The 16,666-nt window shown below is 67.3% G+C and carries 16 protein-coding genes; 5 read left to right on the top strand and 11 right to left on the bottom strand.

Features of this window, described 5'->3' with window-relative positions; genetic code table 11:
• Positions 1-61: 61 nt before the first annotated feature.
• Positions 62-685 (top strand): HAD hydrolase-like protein, encoded by a 624-nt coding sequence (locus HG421_RS00955; RefSeq protein WP_168968432.1) that lies wholly within the window; start codon positions 62-64, stop codon positions 683-685.
• Positions 686-924: 239 nt separating this feature from the next.
• Here HG421_RS00955 and HG421_RS00950 read toward each other — a convergent pair whose 3' ends face one another.
• From HG421_RS00950 to mdcA, 9 genes are all read right to left on the bottom strand, one after another.
• Positions 925-1,644, bottom strand: a complete 720-nt coding sequence (locus tag HG421_RS00950; RefSeq protein ID WP_064507493.1) for a GntR family transcriptional regulator — start codon at positions 1,642-1,644, stop codon at positions 925-927.
• Positions 1,645-1,723: 79 nt separating this feature from the next.
• A complete protein-coding gene (locus tag HG421_RS00945; protein ID WP_168968430.1) occupies positions 1,724-3,079 on the bottom strand; it encodes an SLC13 family permease in 1,356 nt (451 codons plus the stop codon).
• An 87-nt stretch (positions 3,080-3,166) separates the two neighbouring features.
• Entirely contained in the window at positions 3,167-4,087 is a 921-nt protein-coding gene (mdcH, locus tag HG421_RS00940; RefSeq protein ID WP_168968428.1) for a malonate decarboxylase subunit epsilon, read from the bottom strand.
• 184 nt (positions 4,088-4,271) lie between these two features.
• On the bottom strand, positions 4,272-5,255 hold the full coding sequence (mdcB, locus tag HG421_RS00935; RefSeq protein ID WP_429001931.1) for a triphosphoribosyl-dephospho-CoA synthase MdcB: 984 nt from the start codon (positions 5,253-5,255) through the stop codon (positions 4,272-4,274).
• Between the two features lie 161 nt (positions 5,256-5,416).
• Positions 5,417-6,058 (bottom strand): malonate decarboxylase holo-[acyl-carrier-protein] synthase, encoded by a 642-nt coding sequence (gene mdcG / locus HG421_RS00930; RefSeq protein WP_168968426.1) that lies wholly within the window; start codon positions 6,056-6,058, stop codon positions 5,417-5,419.
• 1 nt (position 6,059) lies between these two features.
• On the bottom strand, positions 6,060-6,764 hold the full coding sequence (gene mdcE / locus HG421_RS00925) for a biotin-independent malonate decarboxylase subunit gamma (RefSeq protein ID WP_168968424.1): 705 nt from the start codon (positions 6,762-6,764) through the stop codon (positions 6,060-6,062).
• Entirely contained in the window at positions 6,755-7,675 is a 921-nt protein-coding gene (locus tag HG421_RS00920; RefSeq protein WP_168968422.1) for a biotin-independent malonate decarboxylase subunit beta, read from the bottom strand. The genes mdcE and HG421_RS00920 overlap by 10 nt, the downstream gene beginning before the upstream one ends.
• A gap of 127 nt (positions 7,676-7,802) precedes the next feature.
• Complete coding sequence (gene mdcC / locus HG421_RS00915; protein ID WP_168968420.1) at positions 7,803-8,120, bottom strand: malonate decarboxylase acyl carrier protein; 318 nt, start codon at positions 8,118-8,120, stop codon at positions 7,803-7,805.
• An 8-nt stretch (positions 8,121-8,128) separates the two neighbouring features.
• Positions 8,129-9,775, bottom strand: a complete 1,647-nt coding sequence (mdcA, locus tag HG421_RS00910) for a malonate decarboxylase subunit alpha (RefSeq protein WP_168968418.1) — start codon at positions 9,773-9,775, stop codon at positions 8,129-8,131.
• 195 nt (positions 9,776-9,970) lie between these two features.
• On the opposite strand from mdcA, the gene HG421_RS00905 reads away from it, so the two are divergent.
• The 3 genes from HG421_RS00905 (at position 9,971) to HG421_RS00895 (ending at position 13,532) form a co-directional block, all read left to right on the top strand.
• Positions 9,971-10,498, top strand: a complete 528-nt coding sequence (locus tag HG421_RS00905) for a PadR family transcriptional regulator (protein ID WP_168968416.1) — start codon at positions 9,971-9,973, stop codon at positions 10,496-10,498.
• Between the two features lie 524 nt (positions 10,499-11,022).
• The gene (locus HG421_RS00900; protein ID WP_168968414.1) at positions 11,023-11,811 is read left to right on the top strand and encodes a siderophore-interacting protein; all 789 of its coding nucleotides are present in this window, start codon (positions 11,023-11,025) and stop codon (positions 11,809-11,811) included.
• 416 nt (positions 11,812-12,227) lie between these two features.
• Positions 12,228-13,532, top strand: coding sequence for an IS4 family transposase (locus HG421_RS00895; RefSeq protein WP_168968412.1), 1,305 nt, complete (start codon positions 12,228-12,230; stop codon positions 13,530-13,532).
• 95 nt (positions 13,533-13,627) lie between these two features.
• Here the strand turns inward: HG421_RS00895 and HG421_RS00890 are convergent, their stop codons facing one another.
• Together HG421_RS00890 and HG421_RS00885 are read right to left on the bottom strand one after the other, a co-directional pair.
• Positions 13,628-14,359: a YceI family protein gene (locus tag HG421_RS00890; protein WP_168968410.1), complete on the bottom strand. Its 732-nt coding sequence runs from the start codon at positions 14,357-14,359 to the stop codon at positions 13,628-13,630.
• Positions 14,360-14,680: 321 nt separating this feature from the next.
• Positions 14,681-15,271 (bottom strand): malonic semialdehyde reductase, encoded by a 591-nt coding sequence (locus HG421_RS00885; RefSeq protein WP_168968408.1) that lies wholly within the window; start codon positions 15,269-15,271, stop codon positions 14,681-14,683.
• Between the two features lie 134 nt (positions 15,272-15,405).
• Between HG421_RS00885 and HG421_RS00880 the strand changes: the two genes are divergently transcribed.
• Positions 15,406-16,353, top strand: a complete 948-nt coding sequence (locus tag HG421_RS00880; protein WP_168968406.1) for a mitochondrial fission ELM1 family protein — start codon at positions 15,406-15,408, stop codon at positions 16,351-16,353.
• Positions 16,354-16,666: the final 313 nt, after the last annotated feature.

The following is a 16,666-nucleotide window of genomic DNA, read 5'->3' as shown; positions in this document are numbered from 1 at the left end:
GTGTGCGTGGGCGCTGCGGGGCGGGTTGGTTAGGCTATGGCGCCCTGCCCTGCGCGTTGCCATGCCTGCACTGATCATTTTCGATTTCGACGGCACCCTGGCCGATTCGTTCGGCTTCTTCCTGAGCACACAGCGCGACCTGGCCGCGCGGCACGGGTTCCGCGCGGCCGAAACGCATGAAGTGGACGCCGCGCGCAGGTTGAGCACGCGCGCGCTGATCAAGCAGTCCGGATTGCCTGCCTGGAAGGTTCCGCTGGTGGCGGCCGACTTCATCCGCCTGATGCGCGCCGCACCGCCGGCGGCGTTGTTTCCCGGCATTGCGCAGACGGTCAGTGCGTTGCACGCCGGGGGGACGCGGCTGGCGGTGGTGTCGTCCAACTCGGCAGAGAACGTGCAACGCGTGCTGGGCGAGGAGCTGAGTACGAAGTTCGCCCTCATCGAAGGCGGCGCGCATCTGCTGGGCAAACAGCGCGCCCTGCGCCGCGTGCTGCGCGCCACATCGCACACAGCGGCACAGGCGATCTATGTGGGCGACCAGGTCGCCGATTGGGAAGCGGCCCAGGTGCTGGGCCTGCCATTCGCCGCGGTCGCCTGGGGCTATGCGCATCCGGAGGTATTTGCCGGATTGGCCGGAACGCAGCTGATCGAGCGTGTGGAAGACTTGCTTGCCTTGGGCATGCGCTAGCACCAGGCGCAGCCCTCATCCGCCCTTCGGGCACCTTCTCCCACAGGTGGGAGAAGGACGTGGCGGCGGCGGCTGGGGCTGGACGTGCCGGCGCTGTGGTCTGTCCGGCAGCGGTCTAGCCGTTACGTCTTTCGCCGCAAGCATCCGGTTGGTCGCTCGCCAAGCGAACGCCCGTTTCGACAGCACGTACGCGCGCAGGGTGTCCTTGCGCGTGCCTTCCGCCCCGCTTAAGCAGACGACTACACCCCGCCCGAGCGCGGCAACGGCGCCGGTACATTCAACATGCCGCCAGCCGCCACGTAGGCTGCCAGCGCCTGGCCCTGGCTCAGCAGATGCCCGTGCATGGTGCGCTCGGCACCTTCCGCATCGCCGCGCCGCACGCACTCCATCAGTTGCCGATGCTCGGCCAGCGATTGCGCCATGCGTCCCGGCGTGAGCAATTGCCGTCCGCGATGCATCTTGAGGATGCGGTGCAGGTCGTGGGTGACGCGGATCAGCCACGGATTGCCGGCGTAGTGCTGCACCGTTTCGTGGATCAGATAATTGTTGCGGTAGTACTCGGCCAGATCGCCGGAGGCGGCCGAGGCCTCCATCGCCGCATGCAACTCTTCCAGGCGCTGCACACCGGCCGCATCGATGCGCTTGACCGCATCGTGTGCGCAGCGGCCTTCCAGCATCGCCATTACTGGAAACAGCTGGTTGAGGTCTTCCAGCGTCAGCCGCGTGACCCGGCTGCCGCGGCCGGCGTCCAACTGCACCAGGCCTTCGGCCGCGAGCAGCTTGAGGCTTTCGCGCAAGGGGGTGCGGCTGATGCCGAGCTCTTCGGCCAGCGCTGGCTCGTCGATCCATTCGCCCGGCGGCAATGCGTAGTCGTAGATCTTCTGGCGCAGGCGCTCTGCCACTTCCTCGTACAGCGGTACGCGCTTCTTGGCGCTGCGCGAATCAGGGGCGAGGGTCATGGTGGGCAGGTCGTCGGTAGCGGAGCGGGGGCGCCCATTCTACCGGCGCACCCCCGGACCCTGCCCGATGCCGCCGGCGTCACAGCCAACCCGGCACCACGAACAACAGCCACGCCGCCAGCGGCCCCAACACCACCACCAGCCCGCTGTAGACCAGGAAGCGGCGGAACAGGCCGTCGCGCTCTTCCTTGGCGGCCGAGGCCACCACCAGCGCACCATTGGTGGAAAACGGGCTGACATCGACGATGGTGGACGACACGGCCAACGCGCAGATCACCCCGGCCGCGCCAAGATGGCCCTGCATCAGGAACGGCACCGCCAGCGGGATGGTGGCGCCAAGGACCGCTGCCGACGAGGCGAATGCGGACACGATGCCGCCCACGTAGCAGACCAGCAGCGCGCCGAGCAACGGCATGCCGATCTGCGAGACGCCGGTGCCGATGTAGTCCACCGCGCCGGCTTTTTCCAGCACGGCCACATAGGTCACCACACCGCTGATCAACAGCACCGTGGACCAGCTGATGCCGTCCACGGCACCCTTCTGCGCATTCGGCGAGATCAGCGCCAACGCCACCGCGACGGTGATCGACACCAGGCCGACATTGAGGTTGTAGACCAGCGCCGCAACACCCAGGCCAAGCAGACCGACCAGGGTGATGACCCGGTCGCGGGTGATTGCCACCGCCTCCAAGGCCAGTGGATCGGTGGACAAGGTACCGCCACCGGCAGCGACCAGCGCACCATGGCCTTCGATGGCGAAGCGGCGTTGCGAGGCCTGATCGCCGGTGACCGGCACGTACTGCGCATCGGCCAGCGACATCTCCTGCCGGCGCATCAGCTTGAGCCCGCCGAAGGCGCAGAAGCAGATGATCGCCATCATCAGGTTGAAGCCCAGGCTGGTGAGAAACACCGCCATTTCGGTGACATCCAGCCCGGCCTTTTCCACCACCTTGTTGGTGATGCCGCCATACACGCTGATCGGCGAGAAGCCGCCGCCCTGCGCACCATGGATCACCAGCAGGCCCATCATCAACGGATTGATGCGGTACTGCTTGGCAAAGCGCAACGCGACCGGGCCGATGATGGCCACCGCCGCTGGCCCCAGTGCACCGAAGGCGGTGAGCAGGCCGGTGACGACGAACATCACCCACGGGATGGCCACGATGCGCCCGCGGACCGCGCGCACCGCCCAGTGCACGAGCAGATCGATCGTGCCGTTCTTCTGCGCGATGGCGAACAGATAGGTGATGCCGACCAGGGTCAGGAACAGGTCGCCGGGAAAGCCGGCCAAGACCTCCTTGCCGTCCAGACCCACCCACACCCCGCCGACGATGAACGCCAGCGCGAAGGCCACCGCACCCATGTTGATGGGCAATGCGGTGGCCACGATGAACATGACAACCAAGCCAAGAATCGTTGCAATTTGCGGGGTCATGCGCCCTCCCAGACACCTGATTCGCGTACAGCACGGATGGCCACCCGCCATCCAAGGGTCACGCCGTCTATGCCACCTGCCAGTCCTTCATGCCGCGCGCTCGCACGCGGCGGCGACCCACTCCACGACACCGTGGGTGCTGTGGAATTCATCGACCGAGCGTGCTTCGCACTCCGGTACGACCTCGCGCACCATGCGCGCCAATGCGCTGCCCGGGCCGAGTTCGAGAAACACGCGCGCACCGCGTTCGGTGGCCTGCACCAGCACGTCGCGCCAGCGCACGGTCTGCGCGATCTGTGCCGACAGGCTGTCGATGACCAGCGCCGGCGTGGTGACCGCGCGCGCATCGATACCGGCCAGCACGCGCAGCGCTGGCGCGCGCACTGCCACCTTGTTCAATTCGATTGCGAACGCATCGGCTGCCTCGCGCAGCCACGGCGTATGCGCGGGCACGCTGACCGGCAGCAAGGTGGTGCGCGCACCACGTGCTTGCGCGTCAGCGCCCAGCGCCTGCAACGCGGCGCGTGGGCCACCGAGCACGGCATGGTCGTCGCCATTGATGATGGCAAGTGCGGCGCCATGGCTGTTGCAGAGCGCTTCAAGCGTGGTGAGCGGCAGGCCGACCACCGCCATCAGCCCGGCGTGCGCGGGGCTGGCGGCATCCATCAGGCGGGCGCGGGTGGCGGCCAGCTGCAGGCAGGTGGCGATCTCCATGCTACCGGCCACGGCGTGCGCGGCGAGTTCGCCAACGCTATAGCCCAGCGCCATCAAGGGCGCCGGCAATTGCTGGCGTAGCGCCTGCCACTGCGCCAGCGTCGCTGCGCACACCAGCGGCTGGGCGATGGCATTGGCATAGCGGCCGGGATCGGATGCCAGACGCTGGGACGATGTGCCCAGCAGCGTGTCCGCGAGCGCAACGACCTCAGCCGCAGCCGGTGCATCCGCCACCTGCGCGAACATCTCCGGGTGCTGGCCGCCTTGGCCGGGGCAGAGAATGGCCAGGCTCATGGCGTTGCTCGGTGCGCTGTGGTCGGACGGTGTCTGCCAGAGCTGCCCTCATCCGCCCTTCGGGCACCTTCTCCCGTAGACGGGAGAAGGACGGCACCCGGCACAGCAGTAGGTGGTGCGATACGACTGCTCGCACGCTCTGCCACGACACGTGCACTGAGACGGCGCGGATGGGGATTTCTGCTCATGCGCGCTCTTGGCAATACAGAAACCACGCGCAGGCCAACAGATCGGCACTGCCGCCGGGGCTGAGCCGCCGCTGGACGAAGCCACTGCCGATGGCAGCGAGCTGATCGCGCCAGTTCGGCTGCATGGTGCCGCCGTCGGCAATAAAGCGGGCTGCCTGCGCCTTGGCATACGCCAATCCATCGGCACCACCGCGATGCAGCAGGTTCAGATCGTCGACCTGTGCGACCAACTGCATCAGGGTGTGCGCGAGCGCGGCCTCCTGCGTGGCGCCGGTCGCAAGCCGGGCACGCAAGGCCGGCAGCGCCACTTCGCGCAGCAGCGGGTAACCCATCGCGGCCTGCTCGCGCACACCGCTGACCTTGTGCTGCGCACGCATGCGTTGGCCGTTGCTGCGCGGATCCAGCGGCGCGGCCAGCAGGGCCTCGCGCCAGACCTGCACGCCCTGACAGACGGCATCGGCAACCGGCGGCCGACGCTGTGCAACGTGCAGGCGCGCGGACTGTGCGGTGAGCAGGCCAAGACTGAAGATAGCGCCACGGTGCGTGTTGATGCCGCCCGTGGCACGCAGCATGGCGGCCTCGGCGGCGATGCCCAGATCGCGCAGGCGAGCGAGGGGCGCGTTGTCGATACCGGCCTGGGCGATGGCGACAAAATAGCCACGCAATGCAAACAGGCTGCGCAGGAAGCTGGACGCGTCCATGTCGGTGTGGCTGCCGCTATCGAACGGCGTGACCAGGCCCGGCTTGGGAGCGCATGCGAGCTCGGCATGCAGCGCGCCCACCGCGAGCCGACCCAGGCGATGTGCCAGCGGACTGGCGCGGACCTGACCGGAGGACGAAGGCGGATGGTGCAATGCTGCGTGATCGCACACCACGGTGCGCAACGCACGCGGCTGCACTGGCGATGCGTTGTTACTCAGCTGCACCGACGCTGCGGCAGTTTGCGCTGCGACGGGCCGATTTCGGTCATCGGCATACACAAGCTCATGTCCACTGCATGCGGCAACGAATGTCGACGCCTGCGACGCTTCACTCATCGCGTGTTCTGCAAGGTGCAGCCTCGGCAGCAACGTCTTCGGCTGCGCAGCGTCACGCTGCACGGCGGTACTTTCGACGTCATGCCTGCGCTTCGCCTGCGTCTTCATGCCGCACTCCAGACCGGGAACAGGGCAGCCCGTGGCAGCAGGCGGCAGCTGTTGCTGGACTTCACCAACACCTGCTGCGCACTGCCAGCGTATTCACGCCAGCTCACGGCCATGTCGTCGGGCAGCAACAATTCGCCATCTGCGCGCTGCCCATGGCGCTGTTCCCAGCGCTGCAGCAGCGCGACTACGGCATGCGCCTGTTCGGGTGTTTCGACGCTCCACAGCAGATCCAGATCCGAGTGCGCGTGCACATAGGCCAGGCCGGTCAACGCCTGCCAGGCGAAGCTGCCGAACACGCGCGGCCGCAAGCCAGTGGCCTGGCATTGCGTCAGCAGCGCCTGCAAGGCCGGTTGCGCGGTATCGGGGGCGTGCGCGGGCACGGCGTCCAGTGCGAGCGGCGCCGTGCAGCGCGCAATATCGTCAACGCGTACAGTCAACGACAGGCGTTGTTTGTCCTCAGCAGGGGGCAACGGCACACCCAGGCGCATGCTGCCCGGTGCCTGCCTGCCGTCGCGGCGCGCCACTACCGCCGGCAGGCCGGCAGCAAACCATTGCTGCAGCCGCGGCTGCGCACCGGGCGTGAGCGCCTGCCACTGCGCCGCAGGGCGCAACCACACCAGGGCGTGGCGGCCGGCCATGTCAGGCCTGCCCCGCTGCCACGGCAGCAGCGACATCGTGCGCGAGGGTACGGCCACCGCGCTGCGCACCGCGTGCACGACGCTGGTCGCCATCGACAGGCGCAGCCAGCGCCTCCAGCAGCGCCTGCGCCAGATCGCCGTCCCACAGCGCGTCCACCGCGCCCATGCGCACGTAGTTCTCCACGCCCGGCGCAAACACCGGCGAACGCTTGCTCAGCGCCTGCAAGGTCTCCACCGGCTGCTTGGTGACCCGTGCCATCGCGCGCAGATCCATCACGCGGACCTGTGCGCTCGGCAAGGCATGGATGCGGTCGGCCATCAGGCCGAAGGACAGGAATCCACCGCTGACCGCTTCGCCATAGACCAGCGTGACCAGCCGCGCGCCGCGCTTGCGCGCAAGATCCAGCGCGCGCGCCAGATGCGCGAAATAGCCGTTGATGCCGAGCAATTCGTCGCGACGCGCCAGCCGCTGCCCGGCGGTGTCGGCCAGCATCACGATGGGGCGTTGCGGATGTGCGCGGGTGCTGGCCAGCACGGTGGCGGCCAGCGCCAGGGCATGATCCACGCCCACTTCCAGCGTGTTGGCGGTGCCGATCACCGTCACCTCGCCCGCGGCGGTGGTGGCGCTGCCGGTGAGGACATCGTCGTTGCGGGTGATGGCGTGACCGAGCGGAAACAGCTGGTCCAGTAACTGGCTCAGTTCCATGGCGTGCTCCGGTCTGCGGTGGCGGCAAGGAAGGCGTCGGTGTCCAGCAGCGGCAGGCGCTGTGCATTGGCGATGCCCTGCCGCGTCCAGATCTCCAGGCCGTCGCGGCAATCGCCGTACGCGTCGATGCGCGCGCACAAGTGCTGATGCGCGCGCTCCAGCGCCTGCAAGGCGGCATCGCCGTCCGGTTCGGACAGCGTGTCCAGCGTGCTGGCCGCAGCATCGGCGAAGGCCGCGATTCGGTCGGCCACCAGGGTGCGCGCTTCGCCGAGCAGATAGCGGTGTTTGCCGCCGGTGACGCGCCACACCAGGGCACGGTCGCGCGCGTCGAACTCCTCCACGCCGCGCACGGTTTCGATCACATCCGGGCCGGACAGCGACAGCCGACCCTCTTCGGACATGATCACCGCGCTGCAGCAGCGCGCCACGATGCCCATGCCACCGAACGCGCCGTTGCCGCTGCCGATCAGCGCCAGTACCGGGATACCCGCGGCGCGGGTGTCCAGGGTGGCGCGCATGACTTCGGAGATGGCGATCAGGCCGGCGTTGGCCTCATGCAGGCGTACGCCGCCGGTATCGAGCAGCAGCAGCACCGCGTCCGGACGCGTGGCGCTTGCGCGTTCGAGCAGGCCGGTGAGCTTGGCGCCGTGCACTTCGCCCACGCCGCCGCCCATGAAGGCGCCCTGCTGCGCGGCGATCAGCACGTTGCGGCCCTGCAGCGTGCCCTGCCCCACGATGACGCCATCATCGAAGGCGCCCGGTACGTCGAGCTGCGCCAGATGCGGGCTGACCAGGCGGCGGCGCGGGCCGACGAACTCGCTGAAGCTGCCGGCATCCAGCAACCCGTCGATACGCTCGCGCGCGTCGGCTTCGTAATAGCTGCGCTCGGCCATGGGAACGGTGGTGCTCATGTGCGGCTCCGGCTGACTTGGTCAGGAGCGCACCCGGGCGCGAGCGAGGCGATACCGGGCAAGCCCGTTGCGCCCGGGTGCGTTGCTACTGAGATATCTGTATGTGTATCTGTGCGGTGCATGCGGCTCATGCCTCGGCTCCTTGCAGCACATCGATGGCCTGGTCCAGGCGCAGGCTCACCACCGCCGGGGTGGCGCCGACATCGTTGATGCTGATGCGCACATCGCGCAGCGGTTGGCGCGCGGCGAAGTCGTCCAGCACCGCTTGCCAGATCGTGCCGAAGCCACGCGCGGCGGTGAGGATCTCGATCTCCATCGCGCCATCCAGCGGCACGCGCTCGACCAGCACTTCCAGGTTGCCGGAGGCGACCACGCCCACCAGCGCATGCTCCAGACCGGTGCCCGCACCGCGCTGGCCGTCAAAACGATAGCGAAGGGTTTCCATGCTCTGCCCTACCAGTTGCGAAAACGTTTCGGCGGGTCGTACAGCCCACCGGACCAGCGCACCAGGTCCTTGACCGTGCGCGCGGCAAGCAGATCGCGCGTGGCATCGCGCGGGCGAATGCCCAGGTCGTCCGGGCGCTTGATCACGCCGCGGTCGCGCAGGTTTTCCACCATGCGTTTGTCGCGCGCCAGGCCCACCGCGGTGTAACCGGACACGCCGCGGATCGCCTGCTCACGTTCTTCCGGCGTGCGGCACAGCAACAGGTTGGCGATGCCTTCTTCGGTGAGCACATGGCTGACGTCGTCGCCATAGATCATCACCGGCGGCAGCGGCAAGTTGGCGCGCTCGGCCAGTTCCCAGGCATCGAGGGTGTCGACGAAGGCCGGCGCCATGTGCTCGCGGAAGGTTTCCACCATCTGCACCACCAGCTTGCGCCCGCGCGGCATTTCGCCGGGCCGTGCGGCCTCGCGCCCGGCCTTGAGCCAGGCAGCGCTGGCATGCCGGCGGCCGCGCGCATCCGACCCCATGTTGGGCGCGCCACCGAAGCCGGCAATGCGGTCGCGCGTGGCGGTGGAGCTATTGCCCTGCAGATCGATCTGCAGGGTGGACCCGATGAACATGTCGCAGGCATACAGGCCGGCAGTCTGCGACAGTGCGCGGTTGGAGCGCATGCTGCCGTCGGCACCGGCGAAGAACACATCCGGGCGTGCGGCGATATACGCCTCCATCCCCAGCTCCGAGCCGAACGAATGCACCGATTCGACAAAGCCCGATTCGATCGCCGGTATCAATGCCGGGTGTGGGTTGAGCGCCCAATGCCGGCAGATCTTGCCCTTCAACCCCAGCGATTGGGCATAGGTGGGCAGCAAGAGTTCGATGGCGGCGGTATCGAAGCCGATGCCGTGGTTGAGGCGCTCCACGCCGTACTCGGCGTAGATGCCCTTGATGGCCATCATCGCCATCAGCACCTGGATCTCGGAGATCTGCGCCGGGTCGCGCGTGAACAGCGGTTCGATGTAATTGGGCTTGGGCGCCTGGGTGACGAAGTCCACCCAGTCGGCAGGGATATCCACGCGCGGCAAGGTGTCCAGGATTTCGTTGACCTGCGCGATCACGATGCCGCCCTTGAACGCCGTGGCCTCCACGATCACCGGCGTGTCTTCGGTATTGGGGCCGGTATAGAGATTGCCGTGGCGATCGGCGGCCTGCGCGGTGACCAGCGCAATGCGCGGCGTGAGGTCGATGAAGTAACGGCCGAACAATTCCAGGTAGGTGTGGATGGCACCGATCTCGATGCGCCCTTCGCTCACCAACCCGGCCAGGCGCGCGGCCTGCGGGCCGGAGAACGAAAAATCCAGCCGCCTGGCGATGCCGCGTTCGAACACATCCAGATGCGCGGCCAGCGACAGCACCGACTGCACCATGTGCAGGTCGTGCACGCGGGCCGGGTCCACCTCGGTCAGGCAACGCGCAAGAAAGTCGGCCTGTTTCTGGTTGTTGCCCTCCAGGCACACCCGGTCGCCGGGTTCGATCACCGCCTCCAGCAGCGCCACCACGTCATCGGCCGCCACCACCCGCCCGTGGGGCGCGAGCGCCGCGCCGCGCTGCAGGCGCTGGCGGCGGCTTTCGGCCTGGGTGTCCCACTGTCGACTCATCGCTCTCGCCTCACCGGGCCGAGCCCGTAATGTCGAAGTAATTACATCGTAATTATGCATTTTGGCGCTGTCTAGCCGCGTTGCAGCATGGCCGGCGCCGATGACTGCAGCCGGTCAGCCAGACGACAGGTGGGCGCTTGCGATGCCCGCCGCTTCGATATATCGTTTCCGCAGGATTCGATATATCGAATAACGATGCGTTCCCGCCGTCACGGCCCACCCGAGCTGGATGCGCTAGCCGACAGTGCACCTGGGCGCGGCGGCGCGCGCCCGCTGGAACACGGCGATCTGCGCCTGTTGCTGCTGGCACTGATCGAACAACAACCACGCCATGGCTACGAGTTGATGCGGCAGATCGGCGCGTTGTTCAAAGGGCTGTACACCCCAAGTGCGGGCGCGATCTATCCCGCGCTGGCGCAGCTGGAAGCCGATGGCTGGGTACAGACCTCGCTGGGTGACGGCCGCAAGTGCTATCAGGTCACCGACGCCGGCCGCGAGCATGTCGCGCAGCAACGCGATGCGCTCGACGCGGCGCTGGCACGCACGCATCGGCGCGCACGCGCATTGATCAAGGCACAGACCCCGGCACCGATTCGCGATGCGATTCACCGTATCAAGCACGGCCTGTTCGCACGGCACGGGCAGTGGAGCGAGGCAGAAACTGCCCGCATTGCGGCATTACTCAACGCCGCCGCCGACGGCATGGAGCGCGATGACGGCTGAGTGGGTGCGCTGCGGTGGATCCAAGGTCAGGGCGATGCCAGCGTGACTGTGCCTGGCGACGACAAACAGGTGACTGCGGCTACGTCACTGCGACAGGTTGCGTTGCTAATGCGAGTGGCGTGCAGCAATGGCGGTGGATGCGCCGTTTGCGAGTTTGCCCCTGCGATCTTGTCCCTTTTGCAGTGGCTTGGTTGTCTGTCCTAATCAAAATGCAATTTCAAAATCACCACAGCATTCAGACGCCGGGCATTACGCCCCTCTCCCCTCGGGAGAGGGGTTGGGGTGAGGGGGCGGGCGAAGCCACGCGGTATTGCAACTGCGCGCGGCTTCGCCCGCCCCCTCATCCGCCCCCACGGGGCAGCTTCTCCCCCATAAAGGAGGACAGTGTCCCAATGGGAGAAGGAATCGCTGACAGCCGCTGTCAGTCGCTGGTGACTGGCCTGTTTGTTACCTCGTCAGTGTTGCTCCTAAGCTCCCACCTCCACAACCACGCATCTGCAACGTATCTCCAGGAACTGCACTTCATGGCACTGCATACCAACACCCAAATCCGCCGCGATCTGCGCCTGCGTACCGTGCAGGTGGTGCGCTGCGAGTCGGTCACGCCGCAGATGCGCCGCATCGTGTTCGGCGGCAGCGAACTGGCCGGTTTCCAGAGCGAGGCGCCGGACGATCACGTCAAACTGTTCTTCCCCAATGCCGAGGGCGCCTTCGTGCTGCCGACGATGACCGCCGACGGCCCGCGCCATGACGAAGGCGCCCTCCCCTCGCCCGGACGCGACTACACGCCGCGCCTGTTCGATCCGCAAACCGGCGAACTCAGCATCGACTTCGTACTGCATGGCGACGGCGTGGCCTCCAGCTGGGCGGCACAGGCGCAACCGGGCGATGCACTGTGCATCGGCGGCCCACGCGGCTCGTTTCTGGTGGCCGACGATTTCGATCACTACGTGCTGATCGGCGATGAAACCGCGCTGCCGGCGATCGGCCGCTGGCTGGAAGCCATGCCGGCGGACATGCACGCCGAGGTCTTCATCGAAGTGGCCGACGCCGGCGAGCGCCAGGAACTGCTGAGCGCCGCCGACGTGGATGTGTACTGGCTGGAGCGCAATGGCTTCGACGCAGCCAGCAGCACACTGCTGGAAGACAGCCTGCGCGACTACGAGCCGCACGACGGCGACACGTTCTACTGGATCGGTGCCGAATCGATGCGCGCCCGTGCCATGCGCAAGTTCATTGAAGATCACATGGGCGTGGACAAGGAATGGGTGCGCGCGAAGGGGTATTGGAAGGCGAGCCCCACAGCGGAGTAATGGCTTGCGTGCTCATTGCATCTTCGCTTGCCGCCTACCTGCATAGGAGCGAACCCGGGCGCGAAGGGCATTGCCGAGGACAGCCGCCTGCGTCGGCGAGTCTGCCGATAACGCCTTCGCGGCCAGGGCCGCTCCTACACGGGCTTGCGTGCTCACTGCATCATCGCGTGCCGCCTCCCCGCGTAAGAGGCACCCGGGCGCGAGGGGCTTTGCCGAGACAGCCGCCTGCATCGGCAAGTCTGTCGATAACGCGTTCGTGACCAGGGCCGCTCCTACATGGCGGCGGCCAGGAGTGACAGCGCGTTTTGCGCACGCAAACAAAAGCCCGCCAATCGGCCAATGCCAGTCAGTTAAGCCCCGAGGGGAGCTGATCCAGTAAAAAGGGAACGTGTTCAACACGTTCCCTTTTTTGCTTGATGAGCCTGTTTGCGAGCGCTCTGCGCGAGACGTTACCGCGAGTCCCTGATCGACTCGACCAACTCAGCACATTGATAGAGCCGGCCTGGATCGAGCAGGCGCTGGCGACTAGCGGCAAGGCGTCGATCCGGCGGCGCAAGCTGCCGGCCGAGCATGCCGTGTGGCTGGTGATCGGACTGGCGCTGTTTCGTGACCGACCACTGTGGCAGGTGGTGCAGCAGCTCGATCTGAGCCTGGACGCACAAGCGCTGCCCGCGCCGAGTGCCAGCGTGCAGGCCCGCCAGCGCCTGGGAGAAGAACCCCTGGCCGAACTGTTCGGTCTATTGACCCGGGCCTGGAGCCGCACACCGGTGGATACGCAGCGGCCACTGCGCGTGCTGGCGGTGGACGGCGTGGTCTGGGCAGCACCGGACACTGCGGAGAATCGAGCCGACCTCGGCAGCTGCAGCAACCAGCATGGTCCCTTGTCCTGGCCGCAGATTCGCGCCACCTGCCTGATGGATACCCACAGCCACGAGCTGCTCGACGCCAAGCTCGGCGGCATGGACTGCGGTGAACTGAGCCTGGCGGCGCAGCTGCAGGGCCAGGACCACTCGGTGACGCTATTTGACCGAGCGTACTTCTCGGCCGCGTTCCTGCTGGACTGGCAGGCTGCGGGCACGCAGCGTCACTGGCTGATGCGGGCCCGGGACAACCTGCGCCATGAGATCGTCGAACAACTCGCGCCCGGCGATGCACGCATCCGCATGCCGGTCTCGCCACAAGCGCGCAAGGCACGTCCGGAATTGCCCAGCCACTGGCAGGCGCGCCTGATCGAGGTCAGCGTAGGTGGGCGGCTACGGCGCTTCATCACCTCGTTGCCGTGTCCCCACACGCATCCAGCCCATGCCTTGGCCGAGCTCTATCGCCAGCGCTGGGAGATCGAGTTGGGATTCCGCGAGATCAAGCAATCGCTGCAGGAGGGCGAACCGGTACTGCGCAGCAAGCAGCCCGCGCTGGTGCGCCAGGAACTGTGGGGCGTGCTGATCGCCTACACACTGCTGCGGCGCTGGATGCGAGAGATGGCCGCTCACGCCAAGGTGGAGCCCCAGCGCATCAGCTTCCACACAGCCAGCTATGCCATCGTCAACCTGCTGGCGGTCCCGAGCCTGGATTCGGCGGGCACCCTGCCCAGGCAACTGACGGCCTTGTTGGCACAGTCCAGGCACTTCGTGCTGCCACCACGCCGCACCGAACGAAGCTTCCCCAGAGTCGTCAAGAACCGCACTTCGAAGTTTCCTACGAAAAATGCCAATCAGCGTTAACTGACTGGCATTGCGCCAATCGGCGGGCTTTCGCATTGACCCATTGCATGACGCACCGGCGCGATTGCTCGCGCCGGCATGTCGGCAGCCGGCGCTTACTTCGCCGCGGCAGCCTCACCCGCCTTGGCCTGCAGGGCTTCGGTGGTGATGCGGATCTTCACTTCGTCGCTGACGTTCGGGGCGTACTGGCCCAGGCCGAAGTCGCTGCGCTTGATCGTGGTGGTGGCATCGAAACCAGCTGCCGGCACCTTTTTCATCGGGTGCTCGCCGGCACCGTTGAGGGTGACGTCCAGCACCACCGGCTTGGTCTGATCCTTGATGGTCAGATCGCCGGTGACGGTCAGCTTGTTGTTGCCGGCCGACTCCACCTTGGTGCTCTTGAAGGTGGCGCTCGGGAACTTGGCCGCGTCGAAGAAGTCACCGCTCTTCAGGTGTTCGTCGAACTTGGCGGTGAAGCTGTTCAAGCCGGACAGCGGCAGGGTGACCTGCACGGTGGACTTGGTCACGTCGGCGGCGTCGTACACCAGGGTGCCGTCGACATTGCCGAAGTGCGCACTCGGGTTGGAGAAGCCGAAGTGGCTCCACTGCGCGATCACGTCGGTGTGGCTCGGGTCCAGGGTGTAGGTGCCGGAGGCGACCTGCACGGCCGGTGCAGTCGAGGCCGTCGATTCGGCAGCGGCCGGTGCCGGCGCAGCAGCGGTCTCGGTCGGCGCAGTGGCGGCCGGGGTCTCGGCGGCCGGAGTGGCGGCGTTGTCGGCCGGCTTGGAGCAGGCGGCAATGGCCAGGGTCAGGGCGAGCGGCAGCAACAGCTTGTGAGTGGTCTTCATTGGAACTCCATGTGATGAGAGACGCGTCGGATCAACGCGGATGGGACAAAAAATGCAGACGGACGAGGACTGCAGGACACTGGAAACAACAAACCTATCTTGCACGGCAGTGAGCAGACGGCGAAGGACGGCAGGCCCAGAACGCGCAGTGGAGGTGACATCCACCGCTTTCGAGCATCGACGACATACGGCCATGCAGCAACACATCGCAAACGGCACCGGGTGGCTCCCATGACGACGCTCGCTCACTTCCGGGCAGGCACGCCGCAGCGTTGCTGTCAGACCGGATGCATCACGCGCGGCGCGGCGCACTGCCGAAGGTCACTCAAAGCGCGCCGCTTCATCGAAGCTCAGGCGCGGCGAGCGCGGGAACAGCCCGGCCGGGTCGCCGTAGCCGAGGTTGATCAGGAAATTGGACTTGATCGGCGTGCCGGCAAAAAACGCCGCGTCCACCTTGGCGTTGTCGAAGCCGGACATCGGGCCGGCATCCAGACCCAGCGCGCGCGCAGCCAGGATCAGATAGGCGCCCTGTAGCGAGCCGTTGCGGAACGCCGATTCGGCGCGCCCTTCACGCGGGCCGTCGAACCAGCTCTTGGCATCGGCATGCGGGAACAGGTACGGCAGCTTTTCGTGGAAGTCTTCGTCGTGCGCCACGATCACCGTCACCGGTGCGGCCAGGGTCTTGGCGGCGTTGCCTTCGGACAGCGCCGGTTTCAGCTTGGCCTTGCCTTCGGCGCTGGTCACGAACACGAAGCGCGCCGGGCCGCTATTGGCCGCCGTGGGGCCCCACTTGACCAGCTCATAGAGCTCGCGCAGCACGTCCTGGCTGACCGGCGTGTCGGCAAACGCGTTCTGCGTGCGGGCGGTGCGGAACAGCTGATCCAGTGCGGCGGCGTTGAGCGAGTCGGACATGAGCACTCCAGGAGAAGGGACGGTGCGACGGTAGGCTGCGACGTCGGCACCAGTGTGAAGACCCGCAGTGTAGAGTGGCGCGATTGCCGCCACACGCGTTCAATCTGAAACAAATCTATGCCGGATCTGAAACGATGGGGCTGACCTGGGCGCTGAGCGACGGCCGCGCCGGCAATGCGCGCCAGGCCGAAGCGCTGGCGCGTGCGCTGCACCCCGATGCCTTCGAGCCGATCCATCTGCATGCCCGCGCGCCCTGGCGCTGGGCCGCGCCGCGCCTGCTGCCCGGCGCGCAGCAGGCGTTTGGCGCGGGGTTCGCCCGGCACCTGCAGCAGCCGCCTGCATTGGCCATTGGCTGCGGGCGGCAGGCAGCGCTGGCCACCCGGCTGCTGCGCGCCGGTGGCAGCCGCAGCGTGCAGATCCTGGATCCGCGCCTGGATCCGCGCCACTGGGACCTGCTGGTGGTGCCCGAGCACGACGCGCTGCGCGGCGAGAACGTGCTCACCCTGCTCGGCAGCCTGCATCCGGTGGACGATGCCTGGCTGGCGGCCGGGCGGGACGCGTTCCCCGCGCTGGGCGGCTTGCCCGGCCCGCGGCTGGCCCTGCTGGTCGGTGGGCCCACCGCGCAGGTGCCGTGGACGCCACCGGCGCTGGCGGCGCTGTGCGCAGGCTTGAGCGCGCAGCTGCGCGCGGTGGGCGGCAGCCTGCTGGTCACCCTTTCGCGCCGCACGCCAGCCAACGCCATCGCCCCGCTGCGCGCCGCCTGCGCCGGCCTGCCGCATCTGCTGTGGTGCGACGGGCGCGATGGCCCCAACCCGTATGCCGGCCTGCTGGGCTGGGCCGACGCGATCGTGGCCACCGCCGATTCGGTCAACCTGCTCTCCGAAGCCTGCGCCACGCGCGTGCCGGTGGCCGCGGCATTCGGCGACCTGGCAAACGGGCGCGTGGGCTCCTACCTACACGCACTGCGGGAGCGCCAGCGGTTACACGACGCCGATGAAGTTCTCGGCGCCGGAGCCGATATCCCCCCGGTACGCGAGACCGCGCGCATCGCCGAGCAGGTGCGTGCGCGCCTGTCGCCCTGACCCACACGCCTGACGATGGCGCCGAACACAAGGATGCTGGTCGACGAAGAGGCCAAGGAGCAGACAGACAATGGGCAGTGCCTGACGGCCTCACTCATCACCGCGTCCGCAAAGAACACAGCCACCGCCCCGCGACGTGCAGCCACGCAGAGTGACCGCCTGACGTCTTGCCTCTACCACCGCACCACCTGGGTGTCAGCGCGCGCAGCCAACCGATCGCCAGTGACTCCGCGACGCGACGCGCCCTGCCAAGGCCGCCCGCGTGCAAGCCGTCATGACCGATGACACTGCCGCCGCGTTGGCGGGCATGCGA

This window comes from Xanthomonas campestris pv. badrii (assembly GCF_012848175.1).
In the GTDB taxonomy this organism is placed as follows: Bacteria; Pseudomonadota; Gammaproteobacteria; order Xanthomonadales; family Xanthomonadaceae; genus Xanthomonas; species Xanthomonas campestris_C.
Note: the sequence above shows the minus strand (reverse complement) of the source record. Positions and strands in the feature narration are given on the sequence as shown.

Bases quoted from the DNA above. Each gene is read 5' to 3' on its own strand.
- HG421_RS00955 (WP_168968432.1), top strand. From the start codon at position 62: ATGCCTGCACTGATCATTTTCGATTTCGACGGCACCCTGGCCGATTCG.
- HG421_RS00950 (WP_064507493.1), bottom strand. From the start codon at position 1,644: ATGACCCTCGCCCCTGATTCGCGCAGCGCCAAGAAGCGCGTACCGCTG.
- HG421_RS00945 (WP_168968430.1), bottom strand. From the start codon at position 3,079: ATGACCCCGCAAATTGCAACGATTCTTGGCTTGGTTGTCATGTTCATC.
- mdcH (WP_168968428.1), bottom strand. From the start codon at position 4,087: ATGAGCCTGGCCATTCTCTGCCCCGGCCAAGGCGGCCAGCACCCGGAG.
- mdcG (WP_168968426.1), bottom strand. From the start codon at position 6,058: ATGGCCGGCCGCCACGCCCTGGTGTGGTTGCGCCCTGCGGCGCAGTGG.
- mdcE (WP_168968424.1), bottom strand. From the start codon at position 6,764: ATGGAACTGAGCCAGTTACTGGACCAGCTGTTTCCGCTCGGTCACGCC.
- HG421_RS00920 (WP_168968422.1), bottom strand. From the start codon at position 7,675: ATGAGCACCACCGTTCCCATGGCCGAGCGCAGCTATTACGAAGCCGAC.
- mdcC (WP_168968420.1), bottom strand. From the start codon at position 8,120: ATGGAAACCCTTCGCTATCGTTTTGACGGCCAGCGCGGTGCGGGCACC.
- mdcA (WP_168968418.1), bottom strand. From the start codon at position 9,775: ATGAGTCGACAGTGGGACACCCAGGCCGAAAGCCGCCGCCAGCGCCTG.
- HG421_RS00905 (WP_168968416.1), top strand. From the start codon at position 9,971: ATGCGTTCCCGCCGTCACGGCCCACCCGAGCTGGATGCGCTAGCCGAC.
- HG421_RS00900 (WP_168968414.1), top strand. From the start codon at position 11,023: ATGGCACTGCATACCAACACCCAAATCCGCCGCGATCTGCGCCTGCGT.
- HG421_RS00895 (WP_168968412.1), top strand. From the start codon at position 12,228: ATGAGCCTGTTTGCGAGCGCTCTGCGCGAGACGTTACCGCGAGTCCCT.
- HG421_RS00890 (WP_168968410.1), bottom strand. From the start codon at position 14,359: ATGAAGACCACTCACAAGCTGTTGCTGCCGCTCGCCCTGACCCTGGCC.
- HG421_RS00885 (WP_168968408.1), bottom strand. From the start codon at position 15,271: ATGTCCGACTCGCTCAACGCCGCCGCACTGGATCAGCTGTTCCGCACC.
- HG421_RS00880 (WP_168968406.1), top strand. From the start codon at position 15,406: ATGGGGCTGACCTGGGCGCTGAGCGACGGCCGCGCCGGCAATGCGCGC.